A 26,619-nucleotide genomic window follows, 5' to 3' on the forward strand; every position below is an offset into this window, starting at 1 on the left:
TTAGAACGGACGGCGGCGTTTGGCGTCGTCCATAAAGCTCCAGGCGATAAACCGGCTCTGCTTTTGCCCCTGGGCCATCTCTTTTTTCACCACTTTCACGGCCCCAACCTCGGTCAGCAGGCGGTAGAGCGGCGGCAGATTGTCGCCGCGCGACACCAGCGAGGTAAACCATTTCACCTGGCGGGCGAAAGCCTGACTTTCGCGGATCATCTGCGAGATAAAGGCCACTTCGCCTCCTTCGCACCACAGTTCCTGCTGCTGACCGCCAAAGTTAAGCGCGCTGTCGGCGCCGAGTCCGAGATTGCGGCGCTTGCGCTCACCGCCTGCCCGGGCGCTCTCTGCGGAGTCATGGAACGGCGGATTACACAGCGTGGCGTCATAGGTCTCGTTTTTGTGGATCACGCCGTGGAAGATGGCCTGGCTCTCTTTTTGCCGACGCAGACGGATCTGCCGGGTCAATCCGGGGTTGCCATTGACAATGGCCTGCGCGCTGGCGAAGGCCTCCGGGCTGATTTCGCTGCCGGTGAAGCGCCAGCCGTACTCATGAACGCCGATCAAGGGATAGATGAGGTTGGCACCCGTACCAATATCAAGGATCGTGGCTTGCTTTGGCACCTCGCCACTATCCTGCGCCAGCAGATCCGCCAGATGATGAATATAATCGGCACGCCCAGGCACCGGCGGACAGAGAAAGCCGTCAGGAATGTCCCAGTGTTTAACCGCGTAAAAATGCGCCAGCAGCGCTTTATTCAACGCCTTCACCGCCTGCGGATTGGCAAAATCAATGGTCTGCTCACCCAGCGGATTGAGCGTAATGTATCCCTGCAGGTCAGGATGCGCCTGGCAGAGCGCAGGCAGGTCGTAGCGTTGATGGTGGCGGTTACGCGGGTGTAACCCCGGTTTCTGGGCTTTCATGACAATCTCCTTTGAACAGCCGCGTAAGATACCCGTTGACGGCGGCGCGGTAAATAAGGGAGTCTGGATATCTCCTTTATCCGTGACAGGTGCAGCATGTACTTTTATCAACCTTCACAGGGCCACGGCCTGCCGCATGACCCCCTGAACGCGATTATCGGGCCTCGCCCGATAGGCTGGATCGCCTCGCAGGACGCTGAGGGCCACCGTAATCTGGCGCCATACAGCTTTTTTAACTGCTTTAACTATCGGCCACCGATCATTGGTTTCGCCAGCAGCGGCTGGAAAGACAGCGTACAAAATATTGTCGAGACGAAGGAGTTCGTCTGGAACCTGGCGACGCGCCCGCTGGCCGTGGCGATGAATGAAACGTCTGCCTCGATCCCGCACCATGAGGACGAGTTCGTGCGCGCCGGCCTCACCGCCGCCGCCAGCCGCCTGGTCAGCGCCCCCCGGGTCGCGGAGAGCCCGGTGAACTTTGAGTGTCGTCTGTCGCAATGTATTCAACTCACCACCGCCGACGGTAACCCTGTCGATACGTGGCTGGTGCTCGGCGAAGTGATCGCCGTGCATATTGATGAATCACTGCTGGACAACGGCATCTATCAAACCGCCCGCGCCCAGCCGATCCTGCGCGCCGGAGGTCCGAGCGCCTATTACAGTATTGATGACAGTCTGCGTTTTGACATGATCCGCCCTGACGCCCGCTAAATAATCTACCGGCCAGAGTACCGCTGCCCTGCGCCGGTAGCATGCAAAACGCCTTGTTTTTGCATTAAAAATTCCCTATCGCGCGGTCTGGAAAGACCTACACTTAAGCTATGTCCCATGCTGTTTATGAGGATATGCTGATGAAAATCACCTCGCTGCTGTTCGCCGCTGCGCTCACCGCTCATGCCGCCGCGGCCTCTCCCCTGCCACCGACACCCGTACTGCCCTATGACGGCCCGCTCCGCCCTGTCGGTACCGTCTCCGCCTCCGGTGCCAGCACCCTTGATGATCTGGTGGCTGCCCTCGCGGATAAGGCCCACCGCCAGGGGGCGATAGCCTGGCGGGTCAATGCTGCCAGCAGCGGTAACCGACTGCACGGTTCAGCTATAATTTATCAATAACCTTTCACAGGAGGCAGACGATGGCATCAGGTTGGGCAGGCGATGGGGCCGTTCAGGATCAGATCGACAGCACCATTGACGATGCGGTGGCTCGCGCGCGCCGTGAGCTTCCGCGCGGCGAAAGCAACAAATTTTGTGATGAATGCGGAGAGCCGATTCCGGAGGCCCGTCGACAGGCCATCCCAGGGGTCAGATATTGCGTGAAATGCCAGCAGGAGAAAGATTTACATAACAATACATTTTCAGGATATAATCGTCGAGGATCCAAGGATAGCCAGCTACGCTGACTTTCCTTTACCGTTCATGACAGCCTTTCGCATTATCTTTTCGCGCACATTTTTTGGCGGAAAAAGTCGCAATATGTGCCCTTAAACGCGTCGGTCTTCCTCGCTACGCTTCGTGGCGAAAAGAATGAGAAATAATTTATTAATAATCAGTAAATTATTAATCATTCAAAAAATTCGATGAAGACTGTGAATTTCCTTCGATTTTATCTCCCGCAAAAAAGCGTGATACTTATCACATCGACGGAACATCGTCCCCTGAACAGAACAACCTGCGAGAGATTAACTATGAAAAACATCAAATATGCTGCCGCTGCCATCGCTCTGACTGCCCTTTCCTTCGGCGCGTTTGCCGCCGAACCGGTCACCCCCGCTCAGGCTGAAAGCATGAATAAAATCGGTGTGGTGTCTGCGCAAGGCGCAACCACTTTAGATGGTCTGGAAGCAAAACTGGCTGCTAAAGCCGAAGCCGCTGGTGCGACTGGCTACAGCATTACTTCCGCTAACACCAACAACAAACTGAGCGGTACCGCGGTTATCTATAAATAATCGCTGTTCCCTCTGTAAGCCACTGAATTAACCCTGAAAAGACCTTTAATACCCTTGCCTTGCCCGTCCGAGCCACCGGACGGGCTTTTTTTTATCCTGCAGATCCGATCACCAGCAGTCGTTGACACGACTGAGGCCCTGCTCCAGGGTGGTGACCTCCCCGCTGGCCAGCAGACAGCAGGCAAGCTGAATTTTCAACGAGTGGGGCACCGGTTCGACGCCGGCGACGCAGCGCTCGATCCAGCGCGCGGTGACCTCGGGATCTTTCGAGGCCGGCAGGACCACCGCCTCCGTTGCCGTCTCAGTCTGGCGTTCGTACAGCACCTGCACGCCCTGCTCATCGATCAGGCTGATCTGCGGGCAGCGCTGCGGGTTGGCGTACACTTCACCCTCGGTACCGTGCATCAACAGCGCGCGGCCACCGGTCTCACGAAAGAAGTTCGCCACCCGGGGAACATATTCCGGATGCGACACGCTGGAGAGACGCAATGCCTCCGCTTCGCCAAACGGTGTAGCCAGCTTGGCCAGGGTGTGGGCGCTGTTGCGCACGCCCATCCGCCAGCGCATCGCCAGCTGTTTCTCCAGCGGCGGACAGAAGGCTCCCACCGGGATATACACCGGTTCATGGCCCTCCAGCTGCGCCTGAGCCTGTCCGGCGTGCCGGGTGGCCGGAATGTCCAGCAGGGTAAAAATGGTCTCGGTCAGCACCCGGGTGGGATCGTGACTGACGCCGTGAACCACCACCGGAAACCCCAGCTTGTGCAGGAGCATCGCCAGCAGCGGCGTAAGGTTCGCCTGCTTGCGCGCGCCGTTGTAGCTGGGGATGACAATCGGCATCGGCTTGCCGGCCGGCGGGGTCAGGCGCAGCGTATGCTGCTGCATCGCCGCGTAAAACCCTTTCATCTCCGCTTCGCCTTCGCCTTTGATGCGCAGGGCGATTAATATTCCCCCCAGCTCCAGCTCCGGCACCTCGCCGTCCAGCATCCGCGCGTAGAGCGCGCGGGCGGTCTCTTCATCGAGGTCGCGGGCATGATTCTTACCGCGACCCACCTCTTTTATAATTTTGCTGTACTCCATGGCTCCCCCTGGTGCATCACGCGCCGGTGTCAGCGACGTTTGCGGCCTGTCTGTTTTGCTGTCAGTTTTGCTTTCCGTTTTACTATAACCTCCGGGACGCCCGGCTGCTCTATGGGAAAAACAGGTAACGCGTTCAGTAGGCGCGCGCCATAGTTTTTGGTCAACAGACGCTTATCGTAAATCACCACTTCTCCCCAGCAGTGATGGCTACGGATCAGACGCCCCACCTGCTGAATCAGATTAAAGGAGGCGCTGGGCAAACTCTGTACCTCGAAAGGATAACGATTGAGGCTTTTCAGCCATTCGCCTTCGGTGATCACCACCGGGCTGTCGATGGGCGGAAAGGCGATTTTATGAATATGCACCTGGCTTAGCAGATCGCCCTTTAAATCGAGACCTTCGGCAAAGGACTGCAGGCCCACCAGCACGCTGTGCTCGCCGTTTTCAACCCGTTTGCGATGCAGCTCCACCAGCCGATAGCGCGGCTGGTCGCCCTGCACCAGCAGCATCAGGCGCAGATCGGTCACATGCTCCAGGAAGCGGTTCATCGCCCGCCCGCTGGCAAACAGCACCAGCATCCCGAGATGTTTCTTGCTTTCTACCTGCTGGCGAAAATAGGCCGCCATCTCGGCAATGTGCTGCTCTTCGTTATCCATCAACGGTTCATAGCGCATTTGAGGAATAATAATTTTCCCCTGCTCCACGTGATTGAACGGCGAATCCAGCGCCACGAAGCGGTCACCCGCTTTCTCCTTCAGACCGCTCATCTCCTGCAGGCGCGAAAAGCTGTTCAGAGAACGCAGCGTCGCTGACGTCACGACGATATGCGGCACGCTGCGCCACAGCAGCCGTTCCAGCTGATCGCTGACGCGGATGCCGACGCAGTGGAACCAGACATGGATCTGGCCGTCGCGCACCACCCGCGTCGCCCATTTGGTTACCGGCGCGCCTGAGGACTGCGCAAGCGACGCCAGGCGCCACAGCTTGCTTTGGCTTTCAAACATGCCAAGGGCGCGGTTCATCTGCAGCAGCACCCGATGCAGGCGCACCACGTCATGGCTGCCGGTCTTTTCGCTGAGATCGTTAAGAAACAGCTCCGCCAGCCCGCGCAGCATCTCGGTGAGCTTCGCCAGCCGCTGGCAGATCTCCATCACCTCCTGCGGCAGTTCGCCCATCGGGAAACGATGCTCCGCTTCCTGACCGGCGGGCATGTAGAGATTGAGAATATTATTCAACGACGCAATCAGCTCGAACAGCTCTTCGCAATGGCCGGTGAGCCGCTCCGGATTGGCCAGCGGCGGCGTGGTTTTCGGACGAAACTGCTCCATGCAGGTGGCGACCAGCTTGCAGAACAGATCCAGCTGCAGGCGAAACCAGGGGGCGGTGATCTCGGCGCTCATCTCCAGCGCGTCGCGGGCGACGTCCGGCAGATGATGACCTTCATCGAGGACCAACAGCAGGTTTTTCGGTTCCGGCAGCACCGCCTCGCTCTCCATCGCCGCCATCACCAGCGCATGGTTGGCCACCACCACTTCCGCCTCCTGAATTTCCCGCCGCGCCACAAAGAACGGGCACTCGCGATAGTAGTGGCAGTTGCGGTTCAGGCAGCTGGCCTTATCGGTGCTCAGCCGGCTCCACAGCGCGTCATCGATGGCTTTATCGGTATGATCGCGCAGGCCGTCCCAGCGGTAGCTGTCGAGGTCCTGCTTCAGGGTCGCACACAGCTTCTGCTCGGCCTGGTTATTCGGGGTAAGATCGTCATCGAGAAAGGCCAGCAGATCCTGCTGTGACGGCTCGGTGCTGGCCAGCGCCGTCAGGTTACGCGGGCAAACGTAGCGCCCACGGCCAAAGGCGGCGGTAAAGCGCAGGTCGGGAATGATTTTACGCAGCAGCGGCAGGTCTTTACTGTAGATTTGATCCTGCAGGGCGACGTTGGCGGTGCTGACCACCAGCGTTTTTTGTTCCTCCCGGGCGATAGCTATGCCCGGGATCAGGTATGACAGCGTTTTACCGACGCCGGTCGGCGCTTCGATAGCCAGATGCCTGCCCTCTTCCCCGGCGAGCGTTTTCGCCACATCGGCGATCATCTGCCGCTGCGGGGGGCGGGGAATAAAGTCCGGGATCTGTTCCTGAAGCGCCTTATACCAGGCGGCGATTTGCGCTTTCAGCGCAGCGGTCAAAGCCATGAGAAAACCTGAATACTGTATAAACAGCCACTATTGTGCCATTTTTGCCCGCCCGGAGGTATTGCTTTCTGCTGAGTGTGGAAGCGTGCTCGACAAATAGTGTAATGGAAAGAAAAAGGCCCGCCGCCGCGTAGCGGACAGACGGGCCTGAGCCGGGCCGCGTTATCGCGGCCGGGGCATCAGCGTGTTATTCGCCAGCCGGTTTACGCGGGCGACGGCGGCGCGGCGGTTTGCCGTCCTGCGTACGCGCTTTCGGCGCCTCGCCGTCCTGACGGCGCGGGGCGCTGTTCTGGCTGCGCGGCTGTCCGCTGCGTCCCTGACCCTGGCCACCGCGTCCCTGACCTTGCCCACGACCGCCGCCGCGCTGCTGGCGACCGTTCTGGATAGGTTCGGCTTTAATGGACGGATCCGGCTCATAGCCGGCAATCGCAATGCGCGGGATCTCTTTTTTCAGCAGGCGCTCGATATCGCGCAGCAGCTTATGCTCATCCACACACACCAGCGATAAGGCTTCGCCGGTGGCCGCCGCGCGACCAGTACGGCCGATACGGTGGACGTAATCTTCCGGCACGTTCGGCAGCTCGTAGTTCACCACGTGCGGCAGCTCTTCGATATCCAGACCACGGGCGGCGATATCGGTCGCCACCAGCACGCGAATGCCGCCGGATTTAAAGTCGGCCAGCGCGCGGGTACGTGCCCCCTGACTCTTGTTGCCATGGATAGCCGCGCTGCGGATGCCGTCTTTGTTGAGCTGCTCCGCGAGGTGGTTGGCGCCATGCTTGGTGCGGGTAAACACCAGCACCTGCTGCCAGTTGCCTTCGCCGATCAGCTGCGACAACAGTTCGCGCTTGCGGTTCTTATCAACGAAATGGACGTGCTGGGTGATCTGCTCGGACGCGGTGTTGCGACGCGCCACTTCCACTTCCAGCGGGTTGTGCAGCAGTTTCTCGGCCAGGCCCTTGATCTCGTCGGAGAAGGTCGCCGAGAACAGCAGGTTCTGACGACGCGCCGGCAGTTTGGCCAGTACGCGACGAATGTCATGGATAAAGCCCATATCCAGCATGCGGTCCGCTTCGTCCAGCACGAGGATTTCCACGCTATCAAGGCTGACCGCGTTCTGATGTTCGAGGTCCAGCAGACGGCCCGGGGTGGCGACGAGGATGTCGACGCCACCACGCAGCTTCATCATCTGCGGGTTGATGCTCACGCCGCCGAATACCACCAGCGAGCGAATATTCAGGTATTTGCTGTAGTCGCGGACGTTCTCGCCCACCTGCGCCGCCAGCTCACGGGTTGGGGTCAGGATCAGCGCGCGCACCGGGCGGCGGCCTTTTGCGTGCGGCTCTTTGTCAATCAGACGCTGTAGCAGCGGCAGGGTAAAGCCCGCCGTCTTACCGGTGCCGGTCTGGGCGCTGGCCATCAGATCGCGCCCCTGCATTACCGCCGGGATAGCCTGCTGTTGGATAGGGGTCGGCTCAACGTAGCCCTGCTCAGCGACAGCGCGCAGGATATCGGGATTCAGGCCAAGGGAATCAAAAGACATAACAACTCCGAACCGCCCCGGCCCGGTGAAGGGCGTAGTTTTCAGGGAGATTATTGCGATAAGAGATGGCAAAAACCACAATGCCATGAAGGGGCGCATTCTAGCAGATTTTGTGACAGGCCGCATAAAATCTGCCAAAAGAATGCCGCGCTTGTCTGGCGGGGGGAAGAAGGCCACTGAGTGCGCTCAGCGGCCTGGTGTGTCATCGCAGAACGATTAACGCAAACGATACTTGATTTTTTCAACGATCTTCGCGGTGGAAATACCGTAACGATCGTGGAGGGTCGGCAGCGCGCCGGCTAACAGGAACGCGTCAGGGAGCCCAACGATATCCAGCTCACAGCGCACCCCCTTACGCATCAACAGCGCGGCCACCGCCTCCCCTAGCCCGCCGACCGCGGTGTGGTTTTCCGCAGTCACCACCAGACGACCCGGCTTCGACGCCTGTTCAATAATCGCTTTTTCATCCAGCGGTTTGATGGTTGGCACGTGCAGGACCGCCACGCTGATGTTATCAGCCCGCAGCTTTTCAACCGCCTCCAGCGCGCGCATGGTCATCAACCCGGAGGAGATGATCAGCACATCGTTGCCGTCCTCCAGCAGCTTCGCTTTGCCCAGTTCGAACTGATAGTCGTATTTATCCAGCACCAGCGGCACCTTACCGCGCAGCAGACGCATATATACCGGCCCCTGGTGATCGGCAATGGCCGGTACCGCCTGCTCTATCTCCAGCGCATCGCAAGGATCGACGATGACCATGCCGGGGATACCGCGCATAATCGCCAGATCTTCCGTGGCCTGATGGCTAGGCCCGTAGCCGGTTGTCAGGCCCGGCAGCGCCGCGCAGATCTTCACGTTCAGATGCTCTTCGGCGATGACCTGATGAATAAAATCATAGGCGCGACGGGTGGCGAAGGCAGCATAGGTGGTGGCGAAAGGAATAAACCCCTCCTTCGCCATCCCCCCCGCCGCCGCCATCAGCAGCTGCTCGGCCATGCCCATCTGGAAAAAACGATCCGGGAAGGCCTGGGCGAAAATATGCAGATCGGTATATTTTGACAGGTCCGCGGTCATGCCGACGATTTCCGGGCGCTGCGCCGCCAGTTTTGACAGCGCGACACCGAAAGGCGCAGAGACAGTCGCCTGGCCTTCATCAGCAATCGAGGCGATCATCGCCGACGTTTTTAAACGGGGTTGACTCTGGCTCATTACAGCACTCCTTCCGGTTTGTTAGCGTCCAGCACCGCAATCGCTTTTTGCCATTCGTCGGCATCGACGCGAATAAAATGGTTTTTATCGCGGGTTTCGAGGAACGGCACCCCTTTGCCCATCAGCGTGTCGCATAAAATGACCCGCGGCTGGTTAGCGGAGTGATTTTTCGCGTTGTCAAAGGCAGCCATCACCGCCGGCAGATCGTTACCGTCCACGCGCTGTACGTACCAGCCGAAGGCGGCCCATTTCTCATGCAGCGGCTCGAAGCCGAGGATTTTGCGCGAATCGCCGTCCGCCTGCTGTTTGTTGACGTCGACCAGGTTAATCAGATTGGTCAGGCCATAGTGAGCCGCCGACATCGCTGCTTCCCAGGTCGACCCTTCGTCCAGCTCCCCATCGGACATGGAGTTGTAGACCCAGGCCGTGCTCTGTTTCTGCCGCAGCCCAAGCGCCATGCCGACGGCAATGGACAGCCCCTGTCCCAGCGAACCGCCGGACATCTCCATGCCTGGGGTGTAGGTCGCCATGCCGGACATCGGCAGGCGGCTGTCGTCGGAACCGTAAGTTTCCAGCTCGGCTTCCGGGATAATGCCTGCCTCCAGCAGCGCGGCATAATAAGCGATAGCGTAATGGCCATGAGATAGCAGGAAGCGATCGCGCCCCTCCCACTCGGGATCTTCCGGGCGATAGGTCATGGCGTGGCTGAAGGCGGTGGCCAGCACATCGGCATAGCCCAGCGCCTGGCCGATATAGCCCTGCCCCTGTACTTCCCCCATTTGCAGGGCGTAACGGCGAATACGCCATGCCGCCGCGGCGACTTTTTGTGATTCGGTCATCTTCATCTGTTTGCCTCGCTTAGTGAATTAACATGCCGCCGTTAACGTCCAGGGTGATACCGGTGGAGTAGGAAGAGAGGTCGCTGCCGAGGAACAGCGCGGCACGCGCGATGTCTACCGCGTCGCCGAGGCGGTTCATCGGGATCCCGGCAAGAATGTTGGCCGTCATATCGTCAGTCAGCTTGCCGGCGGTAATGTCGGTCTGAATCAGCCCCGGGGTAATGCAGTTAACGCGGACGTTATCCGGGCCAAGCTCGCGCGCCATCGCCCGCGCCAGACCCAGCACCCCGGCTTTTGCCGCGCTGTAGTGCGGGCCGCCGAAGATACCGCCGCCGCGCTGGGCGGAAACGGACGAGATGCAGACAATGCTGCCGGATTTTTGTGCCCGCATGGTGGGAATAACCGCCTGCGACATCAGCAGCGTGCCGCGCAGGCTGACATCGAGCACTGTGTCATAATTGGCGCGCTTGATATCCATCAGCTTCAGCGGTTGGGTAATCCCTGCGTTATTCACCAGCACATCAACCCGGCCATATTTCGCCAGAATTTGTTCGATGGCCGCCTGTACCTGCACTTCATCAGCGACGTTCGCCGCCAGGCCGAGATGGCCTTCGCCTAATGCCGCCGCCGCGGTTTTGCTGGCTTCACCATTGAGGTCGATAATGACCACTTTCGCGCCGTTGTCGGCGAATAATTTCGCGGTGGCAAAGCCCAAACCGCGTGCGGAGGCCGCGCCAGTAATAATGGCGACTTTATCTTTTAATAACATAGTTTCACTCCATGACATTACGTCATATTAATTAACAGGATATATTTCCGTTATTGTGGTTCATCGAGGAAAAGAATCACCACCAAGCCAATGGCGGCGCAGATACCAAAATAGGTAAATACAGAATTAAAACTGCCCGTCTGGTCAAGTAAGTAGCCGGCCGCCATCGGGGCCACAAATCCGCCGAGGTTGCCACCGCTATTAATAATGGAAGAAGCGATCGGATAGGTTTTGCTGTCCGATACAGCCATGCCGTAAGCGGTAAAAGCTGGCCAACCGATATTCAAACAGAAACCGACAAAGAATAATCCAATACAGACCGCCAGGGTGCTCGTCGGGATATTCAGCATCACTAACATCATGACCACGGTTGACACCGCAGTGAACATCATGGTGGGTTTACGCCGGCGGCCTAATAATTTGTCCGAAATCCATCCACCGCCGATCGCGCCAATAAAGCCGCCGATGCACGGCATACTGGCCACGAAGCCCATACTCATCACATCAAAACCGCGCTCTTTCACTAAATACAGCGGGATCCAGGTTAATAATCCGTACAGCACGCTAACCATCATAAAATACGCCAGACAGTCACCCAGAATATTCTTTGAGGTAAATAAGCCTTTCGCAGTATCAATAGGCGCCATCTTTTTCACCCGAATAATTTTATCCAGCCAGGTGAAGCGATCGGCAATTAATATATTCTCGCGTACGCCGTTATTATGGCGTTCACGCCCGGCATTAATCTCTTCGAGTTCGCCTTGTGAAACAAATCCGCTCTCTGAAGGTTTGGATTTAACCAGCAGATACCACGCAATCGCCGCCACGATCCCGGGTATCGCAAAGGAGAAAAAGACCCACCGCCAGCCCCAGGTCACCGCAATCCACACCGCCAGCGGCGGGACAATAATCGGCGCAAACATGGTCGCCGCGATATAAACACCCGTTGCCGTCGCTTTCTCTTTTGGTGGAAACCAGTTATTTATGGTGGAAGCCAGCCCCACCGGGCAAGGCCCTTCGCTCAGCCCCAGTCCCAGCCGCACCAGCTTCAGGCCAAACACGGAGCTCACCGTGCCCATCAGCCAGGTAAAGGCGGAGAAGCCGAAAATGGACAGCGAAACCAGTCCCCGGGTACCGCGTTTGGCGATGAAAAAGCCGGCCGGGATCTGGCTTACCGCATAGCCGAGGAAAAACATACTGGCAATGGCCCCAGCTTCAAAATTATTGATATGAAACTCATCAATGATAAACGGCAGTACCGCGCCAATATTGGTTCTATCGGCGTAATTGATGGCATACACCAGGAAAATCATCGTCAAAACCACGAAACGATATTTTGTTTTCCTGGCGTCAGTACAGACTAGTGTATCTATACGTGACATAGGGTTTCCTCATCTTATACCTCATCCACTTCGCTGCCCGTTGCCGCTTCGGATCACCGCGTTTTCACTTTCCATACAGCAGCAAGAGATAAATATCTTTTCGCTCAGCTAAACAGGTGGTTAGGTGTTTTATAATGGCGATCTCAATGCATCGCCGTTTGTGATCAGGCCTGTGAGAGGAATATAACAACCCCAAAATGAAACGGTATTCAAAAAACCTCAATTATGATTGAGAAAAATTGAGTTAGTGACTTCCCGCAAATTTTTAGCGTTTACTGACACGCACTCTTTTAACGAGATAAATTGTTAAGTCCATCACAAATTAAAATCATTTTTCCCTTTTCTCTATGCTGGCTATCACGACTGCGCCACGCTGTTCGCTATTTTCTTTTAGAAACGCCCTGCCCAGGATGCTGCCATGAGTCAACCGCTGCCCAATAAAAATTTGCCGATGCCCTCTTTACGCAATATCCAGGCCTTTATTGAAGTCGCCGCTACCGGCAGCCTCAACCTGGCCGCAGAGAATCTCAATATTACCGCCTCGGCGGTCAGCCACCAGATAGCCAGCCTGGAGCACTTTCTGGGAAAAAAACTGTTCTCCCGCAGCAGTAAAGGCGTCATGTTAACGGCGGTGGGAGAAAAATATCTCAAAGAGGTCTCCGGGGCGCTGAATATGATTGGCCAGGCCACCAGCCAGGTGATCAACGATATCCATCAGGATTATTTACGTATTCACTCGGCGCCGAGTTTCGGCCTGCTGTGGCTGATGCCTCGCCTGGATAAATTTCGCCAGGCGTGGCCGGCGCTAAAAATCAGCCTGACCTGTTCATACGAAAGCATCCAGTTCTCCCGGGATAATATTGATATCGATATTCGTCACGGGCTATCACAGTGGCCAACGCTGCTGGTCAGAACCATTAAAAATGAGTGCGTCCTGCCCTACAGCGCAGCGTCTTATTTAGCCAGCCATCCTGTGCATGCGGTGGAAGATCTGCTGGCCTGCGATCTGATCCACTCCGACAGCACCTTAATTAACTGGAGCAGTTGGCTGTCGTGGCACAAGGTCCGCGGCTGGCATAAAAACTTCATCTTTAATTTCGACCGGTCGTACATGAGCATCGAGGCGGCCAGAATGGGGATGGGGGTGATCCTTGAAAGCAATCTGCTGGCCGGCGGGCACGTGCGTCAGGGGCAGCTGACGCCGGTATTTGACGACGAGCGGAGTATGCCGGTCGGCGCGCACCACTTCGTTCTCCCCCATGCCAATGAACAGAAGGAGAAGGTCCAGCGCTTCTTCGCCTGGGTCGCCGGGGAGCTGAAAGAGGAGGGTTTTCATATTTGATCCAGGCCGGTAGACAAACTGTCGATTGGGGCCTAAAGTTAATCAATCGATTGATTAACTTTTACAGAGCGCGATGACCAGTAAAGGCGAACAGGCAAAAAATCAGCTTATCGCGGCCGCTATCGCCCAGTTTGGCGAGTATGGCCAGCATGCCACCACCCGCGATATCGCCGCCCAGGCCGGGCAGAATATCGCCGCTATCACCTATTATTTTGGCTCGAAAGACGACTTATATCTCGCCTGTGCCCAATGGATCGCCGATTTTATCGGCGACAATTTTCGCCCACAGGCCGAAGCGGCGGAGGCCCTGCTCGCCGGAGAGTCGCCGGATCGCCAGGCAATTCGCGCCCTCATTCTCAATGCCTGCCACAACATGATCCTGCTGCTGACCCAGGATGATACGGTCAACTTAAGCAAATTCATTTCCCGTGAGCAGCTGGCGCCGACCGCCGCCTACCATCTGATCCACCAGCAGGTGATTGCCCCCCTGCACCACTATCTCACCCGGCTGATTGCCGCCTGGACAGGCCGCGATGCCGGTGATACGCAAATGATCCTCCACACCCATGCCCTGCTGGGCGAGGTGCTGGCTTTCCGTCTTGGGCGTGAAACCATCCTGCTGCGCACCGGCTGGACGCAGTTTGACGCGCAAAAGACCGAACAGATTTTCGAGGTCATTACCTGTCATATCGATTTCATTCTGCATGGGTTATCGCAAAGGAGTTTGGGCTGATGAAAAAACCCGTCGTCGTCATTCTGCTGATCGTGATTCTTCTCGCCGCGCTGGGCGGCGGCTGGTGGTGGTACCAGAGCAGCCGGCAGCAGCCGCTGACCCTGTATGGCAATGTCGATATCCGCACCGTCAACATGAGCTTCCGCGTCGGCGGCAGACTGGCTTCGCTGACCGTCGACGAAGGCGACAGCATCCGCGCCGGGCAAACGCTCGGCGAGCTTGATCGCGCGCCGTATGAAAATGCCCTGCAGCAGGCCGAGGCTAACGTCTCCACTGCCCAGGCGCAGTATGACCTGATGATGGCCGGCTACCGCTCGGAAGAGATTGCCCAGGCCGCTGCGGCGGTAAATCAGGCGCAGGCCGCTTACGACTATGCGCAAAACTTTTATCAACGCCAGCTCGGGCTGCGCGCCAGCAGCGCGATATCCGCCAACGACCTCGAAAACGCCCGTTCTTCACGCGATCAGGCACAGGCGACCTTAAAATCGGCGCAGGACAAACTGCGTCAGTACCGCGCCGGTAACCGCCCGCAGGAGATTGCGCAGGCCAAAGCCAGTCTGGAACAGGCGCAGGCGGCGCTGGCCCAGGCTAAACTGGACCTGCGCGATACCGTGCTCATCGCCCCTTCCGACGGTACGCTGATGACCCGCGCCGTCGAGCCCGGCACCATGCTCAACGCCGGCGGCACGGTGCTGACGCTGTCGTTAACCCATCCGGTGTGGGTCCGCGCCTATGTTGACGAGAAAAACCTTGGTCAGGCGCAGCCGGGACGCGAAGTGCTGCTGTATACCGACGGCCGGCCGGACAAGCCCTATCACGGTAAAATCGGCTTTGTCTCGCCAAGCGCTGAATTTACGCCGAAGACCGTGGAAACGCCGGATCTGCGTACCGACCTCGTTTATCGTCTGCGTATTGTGGTGACCGATGCCGACGGCGCGCTGCGCCAGGGGATGCCGGTGACCGTCTCCTTTAACAACGGGAACGGACATGAGTGAGGATGTCATCACCTTAAATGACCTGAGCCGTCGTTTTCCCGGTATGGACAGGCCAGCGGTGGCGCCGCTGACCTGCACGATCCGCGCCGGCTACGTCACAGGGCTGGTGGGCCCCGATGGCGCGGGGAAAACCACCCTGATGCGAATGCTGGCCGGTTTGCTTAAACCTGATGAGGGCCGCGCCAGCGTGATCGGCTTCGACCCGCTAAAAGACGACAGCGCCCTGCACGCGGTGCTCGGCTATATGCCGCAGAAGTTCGGCCTGTATGAAGATCTGACGGTGATGGAAAACCTGACCCTGTACGCCGACCTGCGCAGCGTCACCGGCGAGGCGCGGAAGAACATTTTCGACCGCCTGCTGGAATTCACCTCCCTTGGCCCGTTCACCGAACGGCTGGCAGGCAAGCTTTCCGGCGGCATGAAGCAAAAGCTGGGACTCGCCTGTACCCTGGTGGGCGACCCGAAAGTACTGCTGCTGGATGAGCCCGGCGTCGGCGTCGACCCTATCTCGCGCCGCGAACTGTGGCAGATGGTGCACGAGCTGGCTGGCGACGGCATGCTGATCCTGTGGAGCACCTCCTATCTCGATGAAGCGGAACAATGCCGCGACGTGTTGCTGATGAACGAAGGCAAACTGCTCTACCAGGGTGAGCCGACGGCGCTAACGCAAACCATGGCCGGACGCAGTTTCCTCGTCTCCAGCCCACAGGAAAACAACCGCCGCCTGCTGCAGCGGGCGCTGAAGCTGCCGCAAATTAGCGATGGCGTGATCCAGGGCAAGTCGGTGCGCCTGATCCTGAAAAAAGACGCCCGCATTGAGGAGGTCCAGCAGCATGGCGACATGCCGCCGCTACAGGTGGCGGAGACGGCGCCGCGCTTTGAAGATGCGTTTATCGATCTGCTCGGCGGCGCCGGGACCGCTGAGTCGCCGTTGGGAGCGATTATCCATCGCGTTGACGGCAGCAAAGACGAAACGGTCATTGAGGCGCAGTCGTTAACGAAAAAATTTGGTGATTTCGCCGCTACCGACCACGTCGATTTCCAGGTTAAGCGTGGTGAAATTTTCGGTCTGCTCGGCCCCAACGGCGCCGGGAAATCCACCACCTTCAAAATGATGTGCGGCCTGCTGGTGCCCACCTCCGGCAAAGCGCTGGTGCTGGGGATGGATCTTAAGGTCAGCTCTGGCAAGGCGCGCCAGCATCTGGGCTATATGGCGCAAAAATTTTCGCTGTACGGCAACCTCAGCGTCGAGCAGAACCTGCGCTTTTTCTCCGGCGTCTATGGCCTGCGCGGCCGGGCGCAAAATGAAAAAATAGCCCGGATGAGCGATGCCTTTGGCCTGAAAAATATCGCCCGTCACGCCGCCGACGAGCTGCCGCTCGGCTACAAGCAGCGGCTGGCGCTGGCCTGCTCGCTGATGCATGAGCCCGATATTCTGTTTCTCGATGAACCGACCTCCGGCGTCGATCCCCTCACCCGCCGTGAGTTCTGGCTGCATATCAACAGCATGGTCGATAAAGGGGTGACGGTGATGGTCACCACCCACTTTATGGATGAGGCGGAATATTGCGACCGCATCGGGCTGGTCTATCACGGTAAGCTTATCGCCAGCGGGACCCCGGACGCGCTGAAGGCCCAGGCGGCGAATGATAGCCAGAAAGATCCCACCATGGAGCAGGCGTTTATTACCCTGATTAACCAATGGGATAAGGAGCACGGCCATGAGCAGTAGCGTTCTTTCGTGGCGACGGGTCCGCGCCCTGTGCGTGAAAGAGACCCGGCAGATCGTCCGCGATCCCAGTAGTTGGCTGATTGCGGTGGTGATCCCGCTACTCCTGCTGTTTATCTTCGGCTATGGCATTAACCTCGATTCCAGCAAACTGCGGGTCGGTGTATTGCTGGAGCAACAGAGCGAAGAGGCGCTGGATTTTGTCCATACCATGACCGGCTCGCCCTATATCGACGCCACGGTCAGCGATAATCGCCAGCAGCTGATTCAAATGATGCAGGCCGGGCGCATCCGCGCCATGGTGGTCATTCCCGTCGACTTTGACCGCCAGATGGCCCGCGCTGGCGCCACCGCGCCGCTGCAGCTCATCACCGACGGCAGCGAGCCCAACACCGCCAACTTCGCCCAGGGCTATGTGGAAGGTATCTGGCAGATCTGGCAGCAGCAGCGGGCGGAAGACCGCGGTGAGACCTTTGAGCCGCTGATCGACGTGCAGATGCGCTACTGGTTTAACCCGGCGGCTATTAGCCAGCACTTTATTATCCCCGGGGCGATCACCATCATCATGACCGTGGTCGGCGCGATCCTGACCTCGCTGGTGGTGGCACGCGAATGGGAGCGCGGCACCATGGAGGCGCTACTGTCGACGGAGATCACCCGCGCCGAACTGCTGCTGTGCAAGCTCATTCCCTACTATTTCCTCGGCATGCTGGCGATGCTGCTGTGTATGCTGGTGTCGGTATTTATTCTCGGCGTGCCCTATCGCGGTTCGCTGCTGATTCTGTTTGTCATCACCAGTCTGTTTTTGCTCAGCACCCTGGGGATGGGGCTGCTGATCTCAACCATTACCCGCAACCAGTTTAACGCCGCGCAGGTGGCGCTGAATGCCGCGTTTTTACCGTCGATTATGCTGTCCGGGTTTATTTTCCAGATAGACAGTATGCCGGCGGTGATCCGCGCGGTGACCTACGTGATCCCGGCGCGCTATTTCGTCAACACCCTGCAAAGCCTGTTTCTGGCGGGCAATATTCCGGTGGTGCTGCTGGTGAATGTGCTGTTTTTGATTGCGTCGGCGGTGATGTTTATCGGCCTGACGTGGTTGAAAACCAAACGGCGTCTGGATTAGGTTTTGCCCGGTGGCGCTGCGCTGACCGGGCCTACGGTTTAACCAACATCGATTATACGGTTCGCCGATCCCCCAGGCCGGGCAAACGCAGTGCCGCCCGGTGTGGTTGAATGGGCCAAAGGAGCTATTATGTTTCACCGCTTATGGACATTGATCCGCAAAGAGCTGCAGTCGCTGCTGCGCGAACCGCAGACGCGGGCAATTTTAATCATGCCGGTGCTGATTCAGGTGCTGCTGTTTCCCTTTGCCGCGACGCTGGAGGTGACCAACGCCACCATCGCCATCTACAACGAAGACAGCGGCCGCCACGCGGTGGAACTCACTCAGCGCTTCGCCCGCGCCAAAGCCTTTACCCACGTCCTGCTGCTGAAAAGCCCGCAGGCGATCCAGCCGACCATCGATGAACAAAAAGCCCTGCTGGTGGTACGCTTCCCGGCGGATTTCTCGCGTAATCTCGACAACTATCAAACCGCCCCGCTGCAGCTCCTGCTCGACGGGCGCAACTCCAACAGCGCGCAAATCGCCGCCAACTACCTGCAGCAGATCGTAAAAAACTATCAGCAGGAGCTGCTGGAGGGCAAAGCAAAGCCGAACAACAGCGAACTGGTGGTGCGCAACTGGTACAACCCAAATCTCGACTATAAGTGGTTCGTGGTGCCGTCGCTTATCGCCATGATCACCACCATCGGGGTGATGATCGTGACGTCGTTGTCGGTGGCCCGTGAGCGCGAACAGGGTACCCTCGATCAGCTGCTGGTCTCGCCCCTCGCCACCTGGCAAATCTTCGTTGGCAAAGCGGTGCCGGCGCTGATCGTCGCCACCCTGCAGGCGACTATCGTGCTGGCGATTGGTATCTGGGCCTATCAGATCCCGTTTGCCGGCTCGCTGCTGCTGTTCTATTTCACGATGGTGATTTATGGCTTATCGCTGGTGGGCTTCGGTTTATTGATTTCATCGCTGTGCGCCACCCAGCAGCAGGCGTTTATCGGCGTGTTCGTCTTTATGATGCCGGCGATCCTGCTTTCGGGCTACGTTTCACCGGTGGAAAATATGCCGCAGTGGCTGCAGGATCTGACCTGGATAAACCCGATCCGCCATTTTACCGATATCACCAAGCAAATTTATCTGAAGGATGCGAGTCTGAAGATTGTGTGGGGAAGTTTGTGGCCGCTACTGGTCATAGCGGCCACCACCGGCTCAGCGGCGTATGCGATGTTCCGAAGAAAGATTGCGTAGTTTTTTATCTTTCGCCAGCAGCGAGACCACCGCCGGGCCTGCCAGTATCACCAGCCCGGCGAGGGCCAGCAGCAGGTTGTTGTGCAGCACGCGCGACAGCAACCACAGCGCTATCATGGCCGCGCCAAAGTACCAGGTGGTGGTGAGCTCCTCAAGGAAGTCTCCCACATCGCGCCAGCGCGCCTCGTGGTGACGCTGTAAAAACAGCATCGCCAACAGCGTGACGCTGTAGAGGACGCACAGTCCTAATCCGACGCGCACCAGCGCGCCGCTCATCCAACCCATCACCAGTACTGCCACGACCAGTAGATGCAACATAATCTGCCAGCAACTAAGACCTGTTGCGACGCGTACACGTTGTTGCCACTTCATGGCTTCTCTCCTGAAGGATTTTTCTCTGCTACTCAGAGTACCGCACTTTACGGAAAATTCCGTATCACCGCATCTTTTTGTGACGTCTACTACACTATTTTATTCAGGAAAGTGACATTTACTGGAGAATTATGGCTGAGCCAACGTCGGGATTTTCGTTGAACGTGCTGACAATTAACACCCATAAAGGCTTTACGGCGTTTAATCGGCGTTTTATTTTGCCCGAATTGCGCGACGCCGTGCGCAGCGTCAGCGCGGATATTGTTTGCCTGCAGGAAGTGATGGGCGCTCATGAAGTTCACCCGCTGCACATCGAGAACTGGCCAGATACCACCCATTATGAATTTCTCGCCGACACCATGTGGAGCGATTACGCCTACGGGCGCAACGCGGTCTATCCGGAAGGCCACCACGGCAATGCCGTACTGTCGCGCTTTCCCATTGAATACTATGAAAATCGCGATATTTCAGTCGGCAACGGCGAGAAACGAGGTCTGCTGTACTGCCGCATCGTGCCGCCAGAGAGCGGCGTGACGATCCATGTGATCTGCGTTCACCTGGGTTTACGCGCCGACCAACGGCAGGCACAGTTGACCATGCTGGCGGAGTGGGTCAATACCCTGCCCGCCGGTGAGCCTGTGGTGGTGGCCGGGGATTTTAACGACTGGCGTCAGCAGGCGAATCAGCCGTTAAAAGCGCAAGCCGGGCTGGAAGAGATCTTTACCCGCGCCCGCGGAAGGCCGGCGCGCACGTTTCCGGTCAGTTTTCCGCTGCTGCGCCTCGATCGTATTTATGTCAAAAACGCCCACGCCAGCCACCCGAAGGCGCTGGCCCTCAAACAATGGCGGCATCTGTCCGATCATGCGCCCCTTAGCGTGGAGATACACTTGTGAAATGTCGTTGGCAGGAAGGCAACCGCATTACGCTCCTGGAGAACGGCGACCAGTACTATCCGGCGCTGTTTGCGGCCATTGGTCGCGCCAGCCGGCGGGTGATCCTCGAATCCTTTATCTGGTTTGAAGATGAGGTGGGCTGGCGGCTACACGCGGTTCTGCTAAAAGCCGCCCGCCGCGGTATTCAGGTGGAGGTGCTGCTTGACGGCTACGGCTCGCCGGATCTCAGCGATGAGTTTGTCGGCGAACTGACCGCCGCCGGGGTGATTTTTCGCTACTACGATCCGCGCCCTAAGCTGATGGGGATGCGCACCAACCTGTTCCGTCGGATGCACCGTAAAATCGTGGTGATTGATGACACTACCGCCTTTGTCGGCGGTATTAACTACTCCGCTGAGCATATGAGCGACTACGGCCCGGAGGCGAAACAGGATTATGCGGTGCAGGTCGAAGGGCCGGTGGTACTTGATATTCTGCAGTTCGAGCTGGAGAACCTGCCCAACAGCGAAACCGCCCGCCGCTGGTGGCGCCGCCGTCGCCATCAGCCGGAGATCAACCAGACTCCCGGCGAGGCGCAGGCGCTGTTCATCTGGCGCGACAACCAGGATCACCGCGACGATATCGAACGCCACTACCTGAAGATGCTGACCAGCGCCCGCCGGGAGGTGATCATTGCCAACGCCTATTTCTTTCCCGGCTACCGCCTGCTGCATGCGATGCGCAATGCCGCGCGGCGCGGCGTGCGGGTCAAGCTGATCGTCCAGGGCGAGCCGGATATTCCGATTGTGAAGTTTGGCGCCCACCTGCTCTATCACTATCTCGTTAAGGGCGGGGTGCAGATCTTTGAGTATCGCCGCCGTCCGCTGCATGGCAAGGTCGCCCTGGCGGATGACCACTGGGCCACCGTCGGGTCGAGCAACCTGGATCCATTGAGCCTGTCGCTGAATCTGGAAGCCAATCTGATCATCCACGACCGGGTGTTTAACCAGACGCTGCGCGATAACCTCAACGGGCTTATCGCCAGAGATTGCCAGCGGATCGATAAAGCGATGCTGCCGAAGCGCAACTGGTGGCGGCTGGGCGTCAGCGTGATGGCCTTCCACTTTCTGCGCCACTTCCCGGCGTGGGTCGGCTGGCTACCAGCCCATACGCCGCGGCTGGCCAGGGTCAGCCCGCCGGTGCAGCCGGAGATTGAAACCCAGGATCGTGTCGACTCACAAACCAGGGATAATCCGCTATGAGCAAATCGCATCCCCGCTGGCGGATGGCGAAAAGAGTACTTACCGTGCTCTTTTTTATCGCCGTGATCGTTCTATTGGTGATTTACGCGCAGAAGGTCGACTGGCAGGACGTGTGGAAGGTGATCCGCGGCTATGATCGGCTGGCCTTATTTAGCGCCATTGCGCTGGTCATCGTCAGCTATCTGATCTACGGCTGCTACGATCTGCTTGGCCGGGCCTATTGCGGGCATAAGCTGGCGAAACGCCAGGTGATGCTGGTATCGTTTATCTGCTATGCCTTTAACCTGACGCTCAGCACCTGGGTGGGCGGGATCGGCATGCGCTACCGGCTGTACTCGCGGCTGGGGCTCAACGGCGGCACCATCACCCGTATTTTTTCATTAAGCATTACCACCAACTGGCTGGGCTATATCCTGCTCGGTGGGGTGATCTTTACGGCGGATCTGGTGAAGTTACCGCCGCACTGGTACATCAGCCAGACCACCCTGCGCATTATCGGCGGGGTGATGCTGATCCTTACGCTTTGCTATCTGTTCGGCTGCGCGTTCGCTAAACGCCGTCACCTGACGATTAAAGGCCAGCGGCTGGTGCTGCCCTCCTGGCGCTTCGCGCTGCTGCAGATGGGGATCTCGGCGGCGAACTGGATGGCGATGGGGGCGATAATCTGGCTGCTGTTGGGCAGCGAAATTAACTATTTCCTGGTATTAGGGGTGCTACTGGTGAGCAGTATCGCCGGGGTGATCGTTCATATTCCGGCCGGGATCGGCGTGCTGGAGGCGGTGTTTATCGCCATGCTCTCCGGAGAGGAGATTTCGAAGGGCGCGATTATCGCCGCCCTGCTCGCCTGGCGTGCGCTCTATTATTTCCTGCCGCTGCTGCTGGCGACGGTGGCTTATCTGCTGCTGGAGAGTCGGGCGAAAAAGCTGCGGCAAAAGAACCAGCGCAAGCTGGCCCGCGAATGACACAGCCAGGTCGCGCTGCGCTTGCCGGGCCTGCGGAGTGTGAGCCTGTGAGAGGACCCCGTAGGCCGGGCAAGGCGCCAGCCGCCGCCCGGCAACATCACGGGTACCATGCCTGAAATCTCGCCCGGCGGCGCTGCGCTTGCACGGGCCTACGGGGTGTGAGCCTGTGAGAGGATCCTGTAGGCCGGGTAAGGCGGTGCCGCCACCCGGCAGCACCACGGGTACCGTGCCTGATGCCATCGCCCGGCGGCGCTGCGCTTGCACGGGCCTACGGGGTGTGAGCCTGTGAGAGGATCCTGTAGGCCGGGTAAGGCGTAGCCGCCACCCGGCAGCACCACGGGTACCGTGCCTGATGCCATCGCCCGGCGGCGCTGCGCTTGCCGGGCGTTAGGAGATGCAACTCTTTGATATTAAGAGGTTACCGGCGGTTGCCCATAATACGCAGCAACATCAGGAACAGGTTGATAAAGTCCAGGTACAGCGTTAAGGCCCCGAGAATCGAGTATTTACGCAGCGTGGCGCTGTCGCGGGTGTCAATCTGCTCGCCGATGTTTTTCAGCTTCTGGGTGTCATACGCCGTCAGGCCGACAAACAGCACCACCCCAATGTAGGTCACGGCCCACATCAGCGCTTCGCTCTTCAGCCACAGGTTGACCAGCGATGCCAGCACGATGCCAATCAGACCCATAAACAGCATGCTGCCGAAGCCGCTCAGATCGCGCTTGGTGGTGTAGCCGTACAGGCTCATCGCCCCGAACATCCCGCCGGTGACCACAAAGGTGCTGGCAATCGATGAGTAGGTATAGGCGATAAAAATACTCGACAGCGTCAGCCCGGTCAGCGCCGAATAGAGCATAAACAGCGTGGTGGCCATCCCGGCGCTCAGCCGCTGCACCATTCCCGACAGCACAAACACCAGCGCCAGCTGGGCAATAATCAGACCGAAGAAAGTGATTTTGCTCGAAAAGACGAACATCATCACCGCCGGGGTATTCGCCGCAAACCACGCGATAAACGCCGTCAGCAGCAGGCCGACCGTCATCCAGCCGTACACCTGCGCCATGTAAGTCTGCAGACCGCTACGGCCCTGCACTATTGAATCGGAACGCGGAAATCTGTCCATGACTCTCTCCTGATTAACAAAGTTTCACCCTGTAAGCGTATCACACTACCAGCGCTCTGCCGCCTGACGATCGCTGTCGCGAGCGTCGACCCAGCGTTCGCCTTCCGGCGTCGCCTCGCGCTTCCAGAACGGCGCGCGGGTTTTCAGGTAGTCCATAATAAACTCGCCGGCGGCGAAGGCGCTGCCGCGGTGGGCGCTGGTGACGCCGACAAACACAATCTCTTCCCCCGGCCACATTTCGCCGATGCGGTGGATAACCGTCACCCGGCCCAGCGGCCAGCGCTCGCGCGCCAGGTCGACGATCTCCGCCAGCGATTTTTCCGTCATTCCCGGATAGTGCTCCAGCGTCAGCGCTTTCACGCTGTCGCCAAGATTGTGATTGCGCACTTTACCGGTGAAGGTGACCACCGCACCGTCTTCATCGCGTTCAGCCAGCCAGGGATATTCCTCACCGACGCGAAAGCGTGCCGGGCTGACGACAATACGAGTTTGCGTCATCTTATTAGCCTCCGGTGACCGGCGGGAAGAACGCCACTTCGTCACCGCTGGCGACAGGATGGTCAAATGCGGTCAGCGTCTGGTTGACTGCCGCCAGCAGCTTGCCCTCTTCCAGGGCCAGCGCCCAGCGGTCGCCGCGGGCGGCAAGCTGTTGGCGCACGGCCTCGACGGTTGCCAGGTCGCTGGCGTCGAGGGTCAGAGTATCGGTGCCGACCAGTTCGCGCACCTGGGCAAAAAACAGAACCTTAATCATGGCGTTCGTCCACCTTAAAATCGCCGGACTTGCCGCCGCTTTTCGCCAGCAGGCGCAGCGGACCAATGACCATATCTTTTTGCACCGCCTTGCACATGTCGTAGATGGTCAGCGCGGCAACGGAGGCGGCGGTTAATGCTTCCATCTCGACGCCGGTTTTACCGGTCAGACGGCAGAGTGACTCAATGCGCACCCGGTTATGTTCCGGCTGCGCCTGCAAATTGACCTCCACTTTGCTCAGCATCAGCGGATGACACAGCGGGATCAGCTCCCACGTACGTTTTGCCGCCTGGATCCCGGCGATACGCGCGGTGGCGAACACATCGCCTTTGTGGTGGCTGCCATCGATAATCATCGCCAGCGTCGCCGCCTGCATTTCGACATAAGCCTCGGCGCGCGCTTCGCGCACCGTTTCCGCTTTGCCGGAGACATCCACCATATGGGCTTCGCCCGCGGCGTTAATATGGGTCAATTGTGACATAGATTATTTCTTCAGGTGAGGAATGAAGTTACACGGACGGGTGCGGGCATCCAGCTGCGGGGCAATGATGTTGTCCCACGCCGTGCGGCAGGCTTTGGTCGAGCCCGGCATGGCAAAAATCAGCGTGCGATTGGCGACGCCGGCCACGGCCCGGGACTGCAGCGTCGAGGTGCCGATCTCTTCGAACGACAGCATGCGGAACACTTCGCCAAAGCCTTCGACCTCACGGTCAAACAGCGGCAGCAGCGCTTCCGGCGCCTGGTCCCCCTCGGTGAACCCGGTCCCGCCGGTGATCAGCACCACCTGCACGTCATCGCTGGCGATCCACGCCGACACCTGGGCGCGGATGGCGTAGCGGTTTTCTTTCACAATCGCCTTATCGACGACATGGTGTCCCGCCTCCTGCGCCGCCTCACGCAGCCAGTGGCCGGAGGTATCATCCTCTTCGCCGCGGCGGCTGGAAACAGTAAGAATAGCAATACGGGTCGGGATAAACTCAGCGCTAGCCTGGCTCATCTGAATGCTCCTTTCGAAAACGATTAACCGCCAATATAGGACAGGTTCTGCGTAATACCGGTGTTGCCCTGATGCAGGAAATGGGTCTGCTTTTTATGGGTTAAGGCTTCGGCTATCCGCGCTTCCAGCTCGGCCTGCTGCTCGTCCTCAGCCATCAGGTCGCGCAGGTCGACGCCGCCTTCGCCAAACAGGCACAGGTGCAGTTTGCCAACGGATGAGACGCGCAGACGGTTGCAGGTGGCGCAGAAGTCTTTTTCATACGGCATGATGAGGCCGATTTCACCGGCGTAATCCGGGTGACAAAAGACCTGCGCCGGGCCATCGCTGCGCTGGCGGATCTGGTGGATCCAGCCGCGGCGCAGCAGCTCGTCCCGCAGCACCATGCCGGAAAGATGGTGACGGCGGAACAGGTCGCTGCCCTCACCGGTTTCCATCAGCTCAATAAAACGCAGCTGAATACGGCGGGGTTGGATCCACGCGAGAAAGGTGTCGAGCTGGTGATGGTTAACATCACGCATCAGCACGGTATTGACCTTCACCTTGTCAAAGCCCGCGGCGAAAGCGGCGTCAATGCCGTCCATCACCTGGTGGAACTTGTCCTGGCCAGTGATGGCCTGAAATTGACGGGCGTCGAGACTATCAACGCTGACGTTAATCGCCGTCAGCCCGGCATCACGCCAACGTTCGACATCGCGCGCCAGGCGGTAACCGTTGGTGGTAACCGCAATCTGACGGATCGCCGGGTTTTCACGCACCGCGGCAATGATTTCGGTGAAGTCGCGACGCAGAGAGGGTTCCCCACCGGTGAGGCGAACTTTTTCGGTGCCCAGGGCGGAGAAAGCGCGCGTGACGCGGCGCACTTCGTCTACGCTAAGAAAGCCGTTGTTATTGACGGCGCCGGGTTTGTAGCCGTCCGGCAGGCAGTAGGTGCAACGGAAGTTGCACACATCGGTAATCGACAGACGCAGGTAAAAAAACTTACGCGCGAATGCATCGGTAAGCTGTGAGGCCATATACACCTTTCCAAATACGGGAGGCGCGGTCATTTCTTCCCACGCCCTGGCGACACCCGGAGGGGTCGCGGCCAAATCGCCATATCTTTTGACACAGGCGAAGAGGCTAGAGTGTTAACAGGTTATGCCGATAGTAGCGCGTTACGGACGGTTTCGCCATTTGCGATTTCGCTATATAACCTTGTATATATCGCTACCTTCGTGCATTTTCGCTACAGAATAGCCATAAATCATTTTTTTG

28 protein-coding genes and 1 riboswitch are annotated in these 26,619 nt (G+C 58.4%); of the genes, 13 read left to right on the forward strand and 15 right to left on the reverse strand.

Annotation, left to right across the window (positions count from 1 at the left end):
* Window positions 1-915, reverse strand: a complete 915-nt coding sequence (gene rlmF / locus CWM61_RS18385; protein ID WP_008805773.1) for a 23S rRNA (adenine(1618)-N(6))-methyltransferase RlmF — start codon at window positions 913-915, stop codon at window positions 1-3.
* Window positions 916-1,011: 96 nt separating this feature from the next.
* Here rlmF and CWM61_RS18390 point away from each other — a divergent pair, with 96 nt between their 5' ends.
* From CWM61_RS18390 to ybiJ, 4 genes are all read left to right on the forward strand, one after another.
* Window positions 1,012-1,626 carry a flavin reductase family protein gene (locus tag CWM61_RS18390; RefSeq protein ID WP_074386472.1) on the forward strand — a complete coding sequence of 205 codons (615 nt, stop codon included), beginning with the start codon at window positions 1,012-1,014 and terminating at the stop codon, window positions 1,624-1,626.
* A gap of 140 nt (window positions 1,627-1,766) precedes the next feature.
* Window positions 1,767-2,027: a DUF1471 domain-containing protein gene (locus tag CWM61_RS18395; RefSeq protein ID WP_074386616.1), complete on the forward strand. Its 261-nt coding sequence runs from the start codon at window positions 1,767-1,769 to the stop codon at window positions 2,025-2,027.
* A gap of 20 nt (window positions 2,028-2,047) precedes the next feature.
* Window positions 2,048-2,314 (forward strand): DksA/TraR family C4-type zinc finger protein, encoded by a 267-nt coding sequence (locus tag CWM61_RS18400; protein ID WP_002895824.1) that lies wholly within the window; start codon window positions 2,048-2,050, stop codon window positions 2,312-2,314.
* Between the two features lie 285 nt (window positions 2,315-2,599).
* A complete protein-coding gene (ybiJ, locus tag CWM61_RS18405) occupies window positions 2,600-2,860 on the forward strand; it encodes a DUF1471 family protein YbiJ (RefSeq protein WP_004176772.1) in 261 nt (86 codons plus the stop codon).
* A 108-nt stretch (window positions 2,861-2,968) separates the two neighbouring features.
* Here ybiJ and ybiB read toward each other — a convergent pair whose 3' ends face one another.
* From ybiB to CWM61_RS18440, 7 genes are all read right to left on the reverse strand, one after another.
* Window positions 2,969-3,937: a DNA-binding protein YbiB gene (gene ybiB / locus CWM61_RS18410; protein ID WP_074386473.1), complete on the reverse strand. Its 969-nt coding sequence runs from the start codon at window positions 3,935-3,937 to the stop codon at window positions 2,969-2,971.
* Window positions 3,938-3,966: 29 nt separating this feature from the next.
* A complete protein-coding gene (dinG, locus tag CWM61_RS18415) occupies window positions 3,967-6,123 on the reverse strand; it encodes an ATP-dependent DNA helicase DinG (RefSeq protein ID WP_074386474.1) in 2,157 nt (718 codons plus the stop codon).
* A 187-nt stretch (window positions 6,124-6,310) separates the two neighbouring features.
* Window positions 6,311-7,666, reverse strand: coding sequence for an ATP-dependent RNA helicase RhlE (rhlE, locus tag CWM61_RS18420; RefSeq protein ID WP_008805766.1), 1,356 nt, complete (start codon window positions 7,664-7,666; stop codon window positions 6,311-6,313).
* 216 nt (window positions 7,667-7,882) lie between these two features.
* Window positions 7,883-8,875: a transketolase family protein gene (locus CWM61_RS18425; RefSeq protein WP_061155255.1), complete on the reverse strand. Its 993-nt coding sequence runs from the start codon at window positions 8,873-8,875 to the stop codon at window positions 7,883-7,885.
* On the reverse strand, window positions 8,875-9,720 hold the full coding sequence (locus CWM61_RS18430; RefSeq protein ID WP_074386476.1) for a transketolase: 846 nt from the start codon (window positions 9,718-9,720) through the stop codon (window positions 8,875-8,877). Before CWM61_RS18430 ends, CWM61_RS18425 begins: the two co-directional genes overlap by 1 nt.
* 13 nt (window positions 9,721-9,733) lie before the next feature.
* Window positions 9,734-10,483, reverse strand: a complete 750-nt coding sequence (locus tag CWM61_RS18435; RefSeq protein WP_074386477.1) for an SDR family NAD(P)-dependent oxidoreductase — start codon at window positions 10,481-10,483, stop codon at window positions 9,734-9,736.
* A gap of 50 nt (window positions 10,484-10,533) precedes the next feature.
* A complete protein-coding gene (locus CWM61_RS18440) occupies window positions 10,534-11,865 on the reverse strand; it encodes an MFS transporter (protein ID WP_074386478.1) in 1,332 nt (443 codons plus the stop codon).
* 418 nt (window positions 11,866-12,283) lie between these two features.
* Here CWM61_RS18440 and CWM61_RS18445 point away from each other — a divergent pair, with 418 nt between their 5' ends.
* From CWM61_RS18445 to CWM61_RS18470, 6 genes are all read left to right on the forward strand, one after another.
* A complete protein-coding gene (locus tag CWM61_RS18445) occupies window positions 12,284-13,207 on the forward strand; it encodes a LysR substrate-binding domain-containing protein (protein WP_074386479.1) in 924 nt (307 codons plus the stop codon).
* A gap of 73 nt (window positions 13,208-13,280) precedes the next feature.
* Window positions 13,281-13,940, forward strand: coding sequence for a transcriptional regulator CecR (gene cecR / locus CWM61_RS18450; protein ID WP_061155260.1), 660 nt, complete (start codon window positions 13,281-13,283; stop codon window positions 13,938-13,940).
* Window positions 13,940-14,935, forward strand: coding sequence for a secretion protein HlyD (gene hlyD, locus CWM61_RS18455; RefSeq protein WP_100631684.1), 996 nt, complete (start codon window positions 13,940-13,942; stop codon window positions 14,933-14,935). The genes cecR and hlyD overlap by 1 nt, the downstream gene beginning before the upstream one ends.
* The gene (locus CWM61_RS18460; RefSeq protein ID WP_100631685.1) at window positions 14,928-16,667 is read left to right on the forward strand and encodes an ATP-binding cassette domain-containing protein; all 1,740 of its coding nucleotides are present in this window, start codon (window positions 14,928-14,930) and stop codon (window positions 16,665-16,667) included. Before hlyD ends, CWM61_RS18460 begins: the two co-directional genes overlap by 8 nt.
* Window positions 16,657-17,790: an ABC transporter permease gene (locus CWM61_RS18465; protein ID WP_100631686.1), complete on the forward strand. Its 1,134-nt coding sequence runs from the start codon at window positions 16,657-16,659 to the stop codon at window positions 17,788-17,790. The genes CWM61_RS18460 and CWM61_RS18465 overlap by 11 nt, the downstream gene beginning before the upstream one ends.
* A gap of 129 nt (window positions 17,791-17,919) precedes the next feature.
* Window positions 17,920-19,026, forward strand: coding sequence for an ABC transporter permease (locus CWM61_RS18470; RefSeq protein WP_012542389.1), 1,107 nt, complete (start codon window positions 17,920-17,922; stop codon window positions 19,024-19,026).
* On the opposite strand, the gene CWM61_RS18475 is transcribed toward CWM61_RS18470, so the two are convergent.
* Entirely contained in the window at window positions 18,988-19,398 is a 411-nt protein-coding gene (locus tag CWM61_RS18475) for a YbhQ family protein (protein ID WP_012542390.1), read from the reverse strand. The genes CWM61_RS18470 and CWM61_RS18475 overlap by 39 nt on opposite strands.
* 131 nt (window positions 19,399-19,529) lie before the next feature.
* On the opposite strand from CWM61_RS18475, the gene CWM61_RS18480 reads away from it, so the two are divergent.
* Genes CWM61_RS18480 through CWM61_RS18490 form a run of 3 tightly spaced genes read left to right on the forward strand, consistent with a single transcriptional unit; the run spans window position 19,530 to window position 22,494 of the window.
* Window positions 19,530-20,291: an endonuclease/exonuclease/phosphatase family protein gene (locus CWM61_RS18480; protein ID WP_008805754.1), complete on the forward strand. Its 762-nt coding sequence runs from the start codon at window positions 19,530-19,532 to the stop codon at window positions 20,289-20,291.
* The gene (clsB, locus tag CWM61_RS18485; protein WP_061155266.1) at window positions 20,288-21,532 is read left to right on the forward strand and encodes a cardiolipin synthase ClsB; all 1,245 of its coding nucleotides are present in this window, start codon (window positions 20,288-20,290) and stop codon (window positions 21,530-21,532) included. The genes CWM61_RS18480 and clsB overlap by 4 nt, the downstream gene beginning before the upstream one ends.
* Window positions 21,529-22,494: a lysylphosphatidylglycerol synthase transmembrane domain-containing protein gene (locus tag CWM61_RS18490; RefSeq protein ID WP_023322254.1), complete on the forward strand. Its 966-nt coding sequence runs from the start codon at window positions 21,529-21,531 to the stop codon at window positions 22,492-22,494. Before clsB ends, CWM61_RS18490 begins: the two co-directional genes overlap by 4 nt.
* 418 nt (window positions 22,495-22,912) lie before the next feature.
* Here the strand turns inward: CWM61_RS18490 and CWM61_RS18500 are convergent, their stop codons facing one another.
* The 6 genes from CWM61_RS18500 to moaA all read right to left on the reverse strand — a co-directional run bounded on the left by CWM61_RS18500 (window position 22,913) and on the right by moaA (window position 26,378).
* Entirely contained in the window at window positions 22,913-23,617 is a 705-nt protein-coding gene (locus CWM61_RS18500; protein WP_061155267.1) for a Bax inhibitor-1 family protein, read from the reverse strand.
* 45 nt (window positions 23,618-23,662) lie between these two features.
* A complete protein-coding gene (gene moaE / locus CWM61_RS18505; protein ID WP_074386485.1) occupies window positions 23,663-24,115 on the reverse strand; it encodes a molybdopterin synthase catalytic subunit MoaE in 453 nt (150 codons plus the stop codon).
* A gap of 4 nt (window positions 24,116-24,119) precedes the next feature.
* Complete coding sequence (moaD, locus tag CWM61_RS18510; RefSeq protein WP_032732722.1) at window positions 24,120-24,368, reverse strand: molybdopterin synthase sulfur carrier subunit; 249 nt, start codon at window positions 24,366-24,368, stop codon at window positions 24,120-24,122.
* On the reverse strand, window positions 24,361-24,849 hold the full coding sequence (gene moaC / locus CWM61_RS18515) for a cyclic pyranopterin monophosphate synthase MoaC (protein ID WP_008805748.1): 489 nt from the start codon (window positions 24,847-24,849) through the stop codon (window positions 24,361-24,363). The genes moaD and moaC overlap by 8 nt, the downstream gene beginning before the upstream one ends.
* A gap of 3 nt (window positions 24,850-24,852) precedes the next feature.
* Complete coding sequence (moaB, locus tag CWM61_RS18520) at window positions 24,853-25,365, reverse strand: molybdenum cofactor biosynthesis protein B (RefSeq protein ID WP_008805747.1); 513 nt, start codon at window positions 25,363-25,365, stop codon at window positions 24,853-24,855.
* A gap of 23 nt (window positions 25,366-25,388) precedes the next feature.
* A complete protein-coding gene (gene moaA, locus CWM61_RS18525; RefSeq protein WP_012968667.1) occupies window positions 25,389-26,378 on the reverse strand; it encodes a GTP 3',8-cyclase MoaA in 990 nt (329 codons plus the stop codon).
* Window positions 26,366-26,504: riboswitch (molybdenum cofactor riboswitch) on the reverse strand. Its footprint overlaps the gene before it by 13 nt.
* Window positions 26,505-26,619: the final 115 nt, after the last annotated feature.

The organism is Klebsiella sp. K-Nf6, assembly GCF_002806655.1.
GTDB classification, from domain to species: Bacteria; Pseudomonadota; Gammaproteobacteria; order Enterobacterales; family Enterobacteriaceae; genus Klebsiella; species Klebsiella variicola.